The sequence below is a fragment of the Thiohalophilus sp. genome, assembly GCF_031581315.1.
Classification (GTDB): domain Bacteria; phylum Pseudomonadota; class Gammaproteobacteria; order UBA6429; family Thiohalophilaceae; genus Thiohalophilus.
Map to the genome: position 1 here is coordinate 41689 of NZ_JAVLAZ010000002.1, position 10620 is coordinate 52308.

Consider the following 10620-nt stretch of genomic DNA (forward strand, 5'->3'; position numbering starts at 1 on the left):
TCCACGTGCCGGCGCCGGGCCATGAAGAGCCCTTCTCCCGCTGAAGTATAGCCGACGCAGGCCTTGAGATGATCCCGCAACTGCTCGATGCCCTGCCCTTCCACCGCCGACAAATAGACCTGTGTGCCCTGTGCGTCTTCCTGCACACGAGGCGATGTTCCGCTGAGATCGATCTTGTTGTGAATCCGGGTCACCGGCAGATGGGCCGGCAGTTGTTGCAGGATAGTGGCCTCGCCTTCACCAAAACCCTGGCGATCGTCGATCAGCAGCAGGACCCGGTCGGCCTGTTCGATGGCCTGCCAGGTGCGTTCCATCCCGAGCCGCTCCACTTCATCGCCCCCCTCGCGCAAACCGGCGGTATCGATGATATGCAGGGGCAGGCCATCGATGCTGATCTCCTCGCGCAGCACATCGCGGGTGGTACCGGCGATATGGGTAACGATGGCCGATTCGCGCCCGGCCAGGGCATTGAGCAGACTCGATTTGCCGGTATTGGGCTGGCCAGCCAATACAATTCGCATGCCTTCACGCAGCAGCTGGCCCTGATGGGCCTGTTTAATCACCTCGTCCAGCTCGCGCTGCAACCAGTCGAGTTGATCGGTGACCCGTTTGTCGGAGAGAAAGTCGATCTCCTCCTCGGGAAAATCGATAGCCGCCTCCACATAGATCCGCAATTCCGTCAGCTGTTCAACCACGCTGTGAATCCAGTCGGAGAACACCCCCTGCAGGGAACGTTGCGCCGAGCGGGCCGCCTGCTCGGAACCGGCCTCGATCAGATCGGCGACGGCCTCCGCCTGGGCCAGATCCAGCTTGTCATTGATAAACGCCCGCTCGGAAAACTCGCCGGGGCGGGCCAGGCGCGCGCCCAGCTCGATGACTCGCGCCAGCAGCATATCCATTACCACCGGGCCGCCGTGACCGTGCAATTCCAGCACATCGTCGCCGGTAAACGAATGGGGATGGGGAAACCAGAGCGCCAGGCCGGTATCGATCGCCTGTTGCCCGGCATCATAAAACGGCAGGTATTCAGCATGGCGCGGGCTGGGCAGGTGGCCCAACACCGCTTCGGCAATTCCCGCGGCAGCCGGACCCGAAACACGAATGATCCCCACACCACCGCGCCCCGGCGGGGTCGCCAGGGCCGCGATGGTCTCTGTTGTGTGAGATGGCGAGGTCGTCAGGTCGCGATCCGATGTTTGCATGACAATTTCACGAGCTGACCATTTCGCGACCTTACATCCTCACGCTTTCACCACATAGCGGGTAATGTAGTACTGCTGCGCAATCGACAGGGTGTTGTTGACCACCCAGTAGAGCACCAGCCCGGCCGGGAAGAAAGCAAAGAACACCGTGAACACAAACGGCAGAAGCATCATGATCTTGGCCTGAATCGGATCCATCGGCGCCGGATTGAGCTTCTGCTGGATGAACATGGTGATGCCCATGAGCAATGGCAGAATAAAATAGGGATCCGGGGCAGACATGTTCTGTACCCAGAGAATCCAGGGCGCCTGTCGCATCTCGACGCTTTCCAGCAATACCCAGTAAAGTGCGATAAACACCGGAATCTGAACCAGGATCGGCAGACAGCCGCCCAGCGGGTTGATCTTCTCTTTCTTGTAGAGATCCATCAATGCCTGGTTCATTTTTTGCCGATCGTCGGAGTAACGCTCCTTCAGCTGTTTCATACGCGGTTGCACGCGACGCATGTTGGCCATCGATTTGTAACTGGCTTCGGAGAGTTTGTAGAACACCAGTTTGATGAGGATCGTCAGAAGCACGATCGCCCAGCCCCAGTTGCCGACAAAGTCATGGATGAAATCGAGGATCCAGAACAGCGGTTTGGAAATAAAATGCAGCAGGCCGTAATCGACCGTCAGCTCCAGCCCCGGCGCCACGTCATCCAGACGATCCTGCAATTTGGGCCCAACGAACAACCGGTTGCTCAGGGTCTGTTGTTCTCCGCCGGCCACGCGCAATTCATTGGCCGACTTCATTCCCAGGACATAACGGGTATTGTTCTTGATATAACGGCTATAAAAGGTCTGCGCTTCTTCGGCCGGTGGAATCCAGGCGCCGAGGAAGTAGTGCTGAATCATGGCCGCCCAGCCGCCGGTTATGGTGCGCTCCAGGTTCTCGTCCTGCATGTCGGAAAAGTCGATCTTCTCGTACTTTTCTTCCGGCGAGTAGATAACCCCGCCCATGTAGGTGTAAACGAACCGGGGTGTGTCGATTTCCGAGACCTGGGTACGCTGCAACTGGGTATAGAGATTGCCACGCCACAGCCGATCGGTCTTATTATTTATAGTGTGCTCCACCTCCACGAGATAGTCGCCGCGGGTGAACTTGTAGGTCTTGATAAACTCAACGCCCTCGGGACTTTCCCAGATCAGATCCACATTCAGTTGATCCTGACCCTCGCGCAACCGATAACGATCGGCCTGTGCCTGGTAACGGCTGTAATGATTCGGCGCCTTGATCAGACTGTCGTCACCTTCCCGCTGACGTTTGGCGGTAAAGCCGGACTGGCTGACAAACAGGTTCGGCAGTCTGTCGTTCATCAGTACGACCGGTTCATCCGGCTTATCACTGCTGATCGGGTATTCGAGCAGCTCGACATGTCGTAGATCCCCACCCACGGTGTCGATCTCGGCACGAAAGACATCCGTCACCACCTCGATACGCGAATCGCTCTCGAGCAAGCGGCCCCCATCACCGCCGCCCGATGGCACATCCGCCGAGCGGCTGTCACTTTGTGCGGTCGTTTCGCTTTCATCGGCACCCATCGGTACATCGGAGCGATCGGCGCGGCTGTCAGCGGCCTGATCGGTTTGCTGGGTAGTCTGTGGAGCGGGTTGTGGACCGAAGTCCCGTTGCCAGGCGTCCCACAACAGGAACAGGATAATAGCGAGGGCAATAAATAAAAGCGGGCGTTGTTGTTCCATTTACTTCTTCTTCTCAGGTACCGGGTCGATGCCGCCCTCATGCCAGGGGTGGCAACAACTGATGCGTTTGACCGCCAGCCAGCTGCCGCGAAACACACCGAAGCGGCCGATGGCCGTCTGGGCGTACTCGGAACAACTGGGATAAAAACGGCAATGATGGCCCATCAAGGGGCTGATCAGATAGCGATAGCCACCGATCAATAGTATCAGGAGTCTGCGCATTCTGTTGCCAGCCTCTGCCAGTGGGATTCCAGCACCTCACGCAACTCCCGGTTGCTCAGGCGTGCGGCGCCGCTGCGCGCCATCACGACAATATCCCATCCTACCAGCTTCGTCTGTCGGGTGCGAAAGGATTCGCGGATCTGACGTTTGATGCGATTGCGTTCGACCGCGTGCCGGATATGACGTTTGGGGATCGCCAGACCGAGACGGGCATACGGTTTTTGATTGGATCGAACCAGCATCATCAGATGAGGATGACTGAAGCGCCGGGGCTGGGCAAAAACATGCCGGAAGTCGGATGAGGTCAGCAGCCGCTGGTGCCGAGCAAAACGCCCGGTGCTCATCCGCCGACTCCGGATCAGACTGCCAGGCGGTGGCGGCCTTTGGCGCGACGGGCGTTGATGACCTGGCGACCACCACGGGTTTTCATGCGGGCACGAAAACCGTGCGTCCGTTTGCGTTTCAGATTGCTGGGCTGGAAAGTACGTTTCATGACCTAAACCATTGTTTATCGAATCATTTTATCGACCATTTTGGCCGGTCGACTTGCCCCGAAAAAGGTCGGCAACAATACTGTGCCCGGGCCTGCCTGTCAACTGTCAGGGCGTAAAATCCCGCCGATAACCCGCAAATAAAAAGGGTTCGCCTCCTGTGGATAACTCGTTTCGATCCGTATAGACTTGGGGTCCCTCTCAGGGGTCACAATTATTCCAAACCTACTCTGCTTCAGGGGGAAACCGTGTCGGATTCACTATGGGATCAGTGCCTGCATCGCCTGCAGGGCGAGCTGACGCCACAACAGTTCAACACCTGGATACGGCCGCTGCATGCGGTTTACGACTCCCATACCCTGCGACTGCTGGCTCCCAACAGCTTCGTGAAAGAGCGGATAGAAAGCAACTTTATGCCGCAAATTGCTGCGATCGCCTGCGATCTTGCGGGATTATCGGTCCCAATCGTCGCCGAAGTCGGCAGCCAGGCGCTGTTTGAAGAGAGCGCCGCGCCCGAGCCCGGAACCGAACCCCAAACAGAAACAGAGCAACCTGCCCCGGCCCGGGCTACGCCAGCGGCGAGCCAGAGCGCAAAACAGGACGCGAATCCAGCCCCGCGCAGTAACAGCAGCCTCAATCCTAACTTCACCTTTGATAATTTTGTTGAGGGTAAATCCAACCAGCTGGGCAAGGCGGCCTCCATCCAGGTTGGAGAAAACCCTGGCAAGGCCTATAACCCGCTACTGATCTACGGGGGCGTGGGATTGGGCAAGACCCATCTGATGCACGCCGTTGGCAACATGATCCTGCAACATAAACCGCAGGCCAACGTGATTTACCTCCATTCCGAACGGTTTGTGGCCGAAATGGTCAAGGCGCTGCAGCACAATACCATTAACAATTTCAAACGCTTTTACCGCTCGGTCGACGCGCTGCTGATCGACGATATCCAGTTTTTCGCCGGCAAGGAGCGTTCCCAGGAAGAGTTTTTCCATACCTTCAATTCCCTGCTCGAAGGGGGTCAGCAGGTCGTGATGACCTGCGATCGCTATCCCAAGGAAGTGAATGGTCTTGAAGAACGGCTCAAGTCCCGTTTCGGCTGGGGACTGCCGGTGGCCATCGAAGCGCCGGAGCTGGAGACCCGGGTGGCGATTTTGATGAGCAAGGCGCAACTGTCCGGGATCGAAATGCCCAGCGAAGTGGCCTTTTTCATCGCCAAACGGATTCGCTCCAACGTCCGCGAGCTCGAAGGGGCGCTGCGCCGGGTGATCGCCAACGCCCATTTCACCGGCCGTCCCATCACGATGGACTTTGCCAAGGATGCCCTGCGCGATCTGCTGGCGATTCAGGACAAAATGGTCACCATCGACAATATTCAGAAAACCGTCGCCGAATATTTCAAGATCCGGGTGGCCGATCTGCATTCCAAACGGCGCAACCGCTCCATCACCCGGCCGCGACAGGTTGCCATGGCCCTGTGCAAGGAGCTGACCAGTCACAGTCTGCCGGAGATCGGCGATGCATTTGGCGGCCGCGACCACACCACGGTATTGCATGCATGCCGCAAGGTGGAAGAACTCAAGGAAAGCGATCAACGCATTAACGAGGATGTCTCGAACCTGTTGAGAACCCTGAGCACATGATGTCCGTAAACTGTGGACAACCTGTTTTCAACTTGACCCTGTTTGGCCGGGTACGGCATCCTCACAATTTATCCACAGCCTTTACCACTTTCATACAGACTTTATTTGTCCTTTGTTATGCTTAACAAGTCTATAATAATCAAGCAGAAAACCGGCTTATCAACCGTTTTACGGTGGACTAATAGATCTAACAATAAGAAGATATATATTCAGGTATTTAATTTATGAAGATCACTCTAGAACGTGAAACTCTGCTGCGTCCGCTCCAATCGGTTGGCAGTGTCGTGGAGCGTCGGCAGACCCTGCCGATACTCTCCAATATCCTGTTTTCCATCGATAACGGTAAACTGACCCTGACCGGGACCGACCTGGAAGTGGAAATGGTGGCCCAGCTGCCGGTCGATGCCGCGGATAGCGGTGATATCACCCTGCCGGCGAAAAAATTTATCGATATTTGCCGGGCCCTGCCGGATAACGCCCAGCTGGATGTCCAGATTGATCAGGACAAAGCCGTCATTCGTTCCGGCCGCAGTCGCTTCACCCTGGCGACCATGCCGGCGGCGGAATTTCCCAACATCGATCCCATCGAATCGCCACTGGAGTTTTCCCTCTCCCAGCAGCAGCTGAAAAAACTGATTGAACAGACCCAGTTCTCCATGGCCCAGCAGGATGTCCGTTATTACCTCAACGGCCTGATGCTGGAGCTTGCCAACAACCGGCTGCGGGCGGTTGCTACCGACGGTCATCGCCTGGCTGTCTGCGAAGTGGAAGCGGAGTTGCCGGTGAACGAACCGCGCCAGGTAATTTTGCCACGCAAGGGTGTCACCGAATTGATGCGCCTGCTGGACGACAGCGACAGTACGGCGCGCATCCAGCTGGGGGAGAATCACATTCGGGTCGAATTGCCGGATATCAGCTTCACTTCCAAACTGATAGATGGAAAATTCCCGGATTATCAACAAGTTATTCCAAAAGATCCGCCGCGTATCGTTTCCTGCGCCCGGCAACCCCTGTACGAAGCCTTCCATCGCGCCGCGGTGCTCTCCAATGAAAAATACCGGGGCATGCGCCTGAGTCTCTCTCCTGATCAACTCAAGGCCACGGTCCACAACCCGGAACAGGAAGAGGCCGAAGAAGAAGTGGAAGTCAGCTATCAGGGGGAGGAATTCGAGATTGGTTTCAATGTGAGCTATTTTCTCGATGCCCTCTCGGCTCTGAAGTCGGAGCAGGTCTCCATCGGCATGATCGACGCCAACCACAGCTGTTTGATCCAGGGCGATGACGACGCCAACAGCCGCTATGTGATCATGCCGATGCGGCTCTAATGATTCCGCGATGAGCCTGACCCATCTGGCGATCAACCGGGTTCGCAACCTGGACGCGGTGGAGATGGCCCCCTGCGATCAGATCAATCTGATCTTCGGGGAAAACGCGAGCGGCAAGACCAGTTTGCTCGAGGCGATCCACCTCCTCTCCCTGGCCCGCTCCTTTCGCAGTACCTCGATTCAGCATGTCATTCAGCGGGATCAACCCACTTTGACCGTCTTTGGTCGTATTCGAGGTCAGGGTGGACAGACCACTGCCATTGGTCTGGAGAAAGGACGCGATCTGACCCGTATCCGGATCAACCAGCGGACCGCCCACAAAACCTCCGACCTGGCGGCGGTATTGCCGGTCCAGGTGATCAATCCGGATATTCACCGGATTCTGGAACAGGGACCCCGCTATCGTCGCCAGTTTCTCGATTGGGGGGTGTTCCACGTGGAACATTCTTTTTTGCCAGTCTGGCAGGCCTATCACAAGGTTTTGCGCCAGCGGAATGCGGCGTTGAAGTCCCGATCCCGGCCGGAAGAGATCCGGTACTGGGATGCCCAGTTGATTGAACACGGGGAACGCCTCACCCAGTTGCGCCGCGAGTACCTGACGGCCCTGCAACCCTGGCTGGAGCGTTACAGCCAGGCATTGCTGGGATCCGTCCCGAGCTGTGACTACCAGCCGGGCTGGAATCAGGAACTGGATCTGCGCGCTGCCCTGACGCGGGGCTTCGAACGGGATCGCCAGCAGGGATTTACCCAGAGCGGGCCCCACCGGGCGGATCTGAGCATCCGTCAGGATCACCAGGCGGTGCAGAACCATTTTTCCCGGGGGCAGCAGAAATTACTGGCCAGCGCTATGCGCCTGGCCCAGATTGCCCAGTTCCGCGCGGTGCGGGAACAGATCCCGGTGTTGCTGGTGGATGATCTGCCGGCAGAGTTGGATCCGGAACGACGGGCCCGCTTGCTGGGCTTGCTGGTGGAATCCGGTGCGCAGTTATTTGTCACTGCCACCGAAGCCGGGCTGCTTCAGCCGGCCGAACAGGAAATGATCAAAATGTTTCACGTGGAACACGGCGTGGTTCGAGAAGTGGTATAATGCCGACCTGACTGGAGATCCCGCCCATGAGCGAACAAAATTACGATTCCTCGAATATCAAGGTCCTCAAAGGACTCGATGCGGTCCGCAAACGTCCCGGCATGTATATCGGTGATACGGATGACGGGACCGGGCTGCACCATATGGTATTTGAGGTGGTGGACAACGCCATCGACGAAGCCCTGGCCGGTCACTGCAAGAGTATCGAGGTCACCATTCACAGCGACGGCTCCGTCTCGGTACGGGATGATGGCCGCGGGATCCCGACCGATCTGCACGAAGAAGAAGGCCGATCCGCGGCGGAAGTGATCATGACCGTACTGCACGCGGGCGGCAAATTCGATGACAATTCCTACAAGGTCTCCGGTGGCCTGCACGGGGTGGGAGTCTCCGTGGTTAATGCGCTTTCTGAACAGCTCAAGCTGACGATCCGGCGGGACAACAAGGTCTACCAGCAGGAATACCAGCTGGGCGAACCCCAGTACCCGCTCAAGCCGCTGGGCGAAACCGAACAGACCGGAACCGAAATCCGTTTCAAACCCAGCACCGAAATTTTTACCGATACCGAATTTCACTACGATATCCTGGCCAAGCGTCTGCGCGAACTCTCTTTCCTGAACTCCGGCGTGCGCATTGTGCTGACCGACGAGCGGGAACCGGACAAACAGGATGTGTTCGAATACGAAGGGGGCATCAAGGCCTTCGTTGAACATCTCAATCGCAAGAAGACCCCGCTGCACGAAAATGTTTTCTATCTGAATATTGAAAAAGACGACATCTGGGTCGAGCTGGCGATGCAGTGGAATGACTCCTATCAGGAGAATATCTACTGCTTTACCAACAACATTCCGCAGCGAGACGGTGGCACCCACATGTCGGGTTTTCGTACCGCCCTCACCCGGACGCTGAATAACTATATTGAAAATCAAGGACTTGCTAAAAAAGCCAAGGTCAACCCCAGCGGCGACGATGCGCGCGAAGGGCTCTGCGCCGTATTATCGGTGAAGGTCCCTGATCCCAAGTTCTCCTCCCAGACCAAGGACAAACTGGTTTCCTCGGAAGTCAAAGGGGTCGTCGAATCGGTAATGGGTGAGAAATTCAGCGATTACCTGCTCGAGCATCCCAATGATGCCAAGGGGATCGCCTCCAAGATTCTGGATGCGGCACGCGCCCGCGAGGCCGCGCGCAAGGCGCGCGAAATGACCCGCCGCAAGGGCGCGCTGGATGTGGCCGGCTTGCCGGGCAAGCTGGCCGATTGTCAGGAAAAGGATCCCAGTCTCTCCGAGCTGTTCCTGGTGGAAGGGGATTCGGCCGGGGGCTCGGCCAAGCAGGGCCGGGATCGCCGCGCCCAGGCGATCCTGCCACTCAAAGGCAAGATCCTGAACGTGGAAAAAGCCCGTTTCGACAAGATGCTTTCCTCGGTGGAAGTCGGCACCCTGATCACCGCCCTGGGTTGCGGTATCGGAAAAGAAGAGTTCGATATCAACAAGTTACGTTATCACCGCATCATTATCATGACCGATGCCGACGTGGATGGTTCGCATATCCGGACCCTGTTACTGACCTTTTTCTATCGTCAGATGCCCGAGCTGATCGAGCATGGCTATATCTATATTGCCCAGCCGCCGCTGTACAAAATCAAAAAAGGCAAACAGGAGCGCTATCTCAAGGATGACCCGGAACTCAACGCCCATCTGTTGCAGACCGCGCTGGACAGTGCCGAACTGCATGTGAACGATAGCGCCCCGCCCCTCAGTGTCGAGGCGCTGGAAGAGCTGGCCCGCCAGCATATGCTGGTCAACGATACGATTCGGCGCCTGAGCCGTCGCTATCCGGTGATCGTGCTGGAGAAAATGATCTACATGCCCGGATTGCAGGATGAGCAATTGCTGGATAACGAGGCCATGCAGCAGTGGTTTACCGAGTTGCAGCAGCGGCTGGCCAATGACGACAGTACCAATAAACAGTTCCAGTTCCATTTCAAAAGCGATGAAAATGAAAGTGGCAGCTGGCAGGTAACGGTTACCGCCATTCGTCACGGCATCAGTAGCGACTATGTGTTTACGCGCGAATTTTTTGAAATGGGTGAATACAAGGCGATTCGAACCCTGGGCGAGCAACTGGACGGCTTGCTGGAAGACGGCGCGTATATTCAACGCGGCGAAAAACAGCAACCGATTACTGCGTTCCGCCAGGCCATGGAATGGTTAATGGAAGAGGCCAAACGCGGCCAACACATCCAGCGCTACAAAGGCCTCGGGGAAATGAATCCCGACCAGCTCTGGGAGACCACCCTGGATCCCGAATCCCGTCGCCTCTTGCAGGTACAGATCGAGGATGCGATTGCGGCCGACGAGATCTTCACGACCCTGATGGGTGATCAGGTTGAACCGCGTCGCGATTTCATCGAAACCAATGCCCTGAACGCCAATAATCTCGACGTCTGATCCCGCACTCGCGGGGCGGGTTATCTATTCGTGCAGTAGACCTGTTTTGCATCCGGCCATGTTGCATTGAGCTGCGACAACAGCCGGAGTACAGTCGAGCAGAGAGCACCAATCTGCCGACCCGGCAGATTATCCCTGATATTTGATTAGGTTGCCGGCTGTCTGAATCTGACTGATGAAACATGTCTGAACTGCATTGCGATCCCGGTTTTCGGCAACTGCTTGCGCAGCATTTTTCGATCGCCTTGCTGGAACAGCATCCGGGTACCGTTTACGGTTTATGGCCGGATCTCACCCTGGCCTACATGAACCCCGCCTGGTTTCGATTTGCCCGGTATAACCAGGGGGAGCCGGTGATCAGTACCGACTGGAGACGGGGACGCCGGATCACCGATGCCTTGCCGGAAGTGTTACACCCGTTTTATGTGGAGCTGTATCTGCGCGGCCTGGAAAATAACAG

The 10620-nt window shown here is 56.8% G+C and carries 10 protein-coding genes; 5 read left to right on the forward strand and 5 right to left on the reverse strand.

Going from position 1 to position 10620, the window contains the following annotated elements; all coding sequences use genetic code 11:
* The 5 genes from mnmE to rpmH all read right to left on the reverse strand — a co-directional run.
* A partial coding sequence (mnmE, locus tag RI563_RS00605) for a tRNA uridine-5-carboxymethylaminomethyl(34) synthesis GTPase MnmE (protein WP_310692375.1) occupies positions 1 to 1202 on the reverse strand: 1202 nt, incomplete at its 3' end.
* Positions 1203 to 1241: 39 nt separating this feature from the next.
* The gene (yidC, locus tag RI563_RS00610) at positions 1242 to 2945 is read right to left on the reverse strand and encodes a membrane protein insertase YidC (protein ID WP_310692376.1); all 1704 of its coding nucleotides are present in this window, start codon (positions 2943 to 2945) and stop codon (positions 1242 to 1244) included.
* Positions 2946 to 3167 carry a membrane protein insertion efficiency factor YidD gene (yidD, locus tag RI563_RS00615; RefSeq protein WP_310692377.1) on the reverse strand — a complete coding sequence of 74 codons (222 nt, stop codon included), beginning with the start codon at positions 3165 to 3167 and terminating at the stop codon, positions 2946 to 2948. It abuts the gene before it with no gap.
* Positions 3152 to 3511, reverse strand: a complete 360-nt coding sequence (rnpA, locus tag RI563_RS00620; RefSeq protein WP_310692378.1) for a ribonuclease P protein component — start codon at positions 3509 to 3511, stop codon at positions 3152 to 3154. The genes yidD and rnpA overlap by 16 nt, the downstream gene beginning before the upstream one ends.
* Positions 3512 to 3525: 14 nt before the next feature.
* On the reverse strand, positions 3526 to 3660 hold the full coding sequence (gene rpmH, locus RI563_RS00625; protein WP_310692379.1) for a 50S ribosomal protein L34: 135 nt from the start codon (positions 3658 to 3660) through the stop codon (positions 3526 to 3528).
* A 246-nt stretch (positions 3661 to 3906) separates the two neighbouring features.
* Here rpmH and dnaA point away from each other — a divergent pair, with 246 nt between their 5' ends.
* The 5 genes from dnaA to RI563_RS00650 all read left to right on the forward strand — a co-directional run.
* Positions 3907 to 5301, forward strand: coding sequence for a chromosomal replication initiator protein DnaA (gene dnaA, locus RI563_RS00630; protein WP_310692380.1), 1395 nt, complete (start codon positions 3907 to 3909; stop codon positions 5299 to 5301).
* Positions 5302 to 5525: 224 nt separating this feature from the next.
* Complete coding sequence (gene dnaN / locus RI563_RS00635) at positions 5526 to 6626, forward strand: DNA polymerase III subunit beta (RefSeq protein WP_310692381.1); 1101 nt, start codon at positions 5526 to 5528, stop codon at positions 6624 to 6626.
* A 10-nt stretch (positions 6627 to 6636) separates the two neighbouring features.
* Positions 6637 to 7713: a DNA replication/repair protein RecF gene (gene recF, locus RI563_RS00640; protein ID WP_310692382.1), complete on the forward strand. Its 1077-nt coding sequence runs from the start codon at positions 6637 to 6639 to the stop codon at positions 7711 to 7713.
* Between the two features lie 26 nt (positions 7714 to 7739).
* Complete coding sequence (gene gyrB / locus RI563_RS00645; protein ID WP_310692383.1) at positions 7740 to 10160, forward strand: DNA topoisomerase (ATP-hydrolyzing) subunit B; 2421 nt, start codon at positions 7740 to 7742, stop codon at positions 10158 to 10160.
* A gap of 182 nt (positions 10161 to 10342) precedes the next feature.
* The coding region (locus RI563_RS00650; protein WP_310692384.1) for a hypothetical protein at positions 10343 to 10620 on the forward strand (278 nt) is incomplete at its 3' end.

What these genes read in the sequence shown, in the direction of transcription:
- yidC (WP_310692376.1), bottom strand. Translation starts at nt 2,945, where the DNA reads ATGGAACAACAACGCCCGCTTTTATTTATTGCCCTCGCTATTATCCTG.
- yidD (WP_310692377.1), bottom strand. Translation starts at nt 3,167, where the DNA reads ATGCGCAGACTCCTGATACTATTGATCGGTGGCTATCGCTATCTGATC.
- rnpA (WP_310692378.1), bottom strand. Translation starts at nt 3,511, where the DNA reads ATGAGCACCGGGCGTTTTGCTCGGCACCAGCGGCTGCTGACCTCATCC.
- rpmH (WP_310692379.1), bottom strand. Translation starts at nt 3,660, where the DNA reads ATGAAACGTACTTTCCAGCCCAGCAATCTGAAACGCAAACGGACGCAC.
- dnaN (WP_310692381.1), top strand. Translation starts at nt 5,526, where the DNA reads ATGAAGATCACTCTAGAACGTGAAACTCTGCTGCGTCCGCTCCAATCG.
- recF (WP_310692382.1), top strand. Translation starts at nt 6,637, where the DNA reads ATGAGCCTGACCCATCTGGCGATCAACCGGGTTCGCAACCTGGACGCG.
- gyrB (WP_310692383.1), top strand. Translation starts at nt 7,740, where the DNA reads ATGAGCGAACAAAATTACGATTCCTCGAATATCAAGGTCCTCAAAGGA.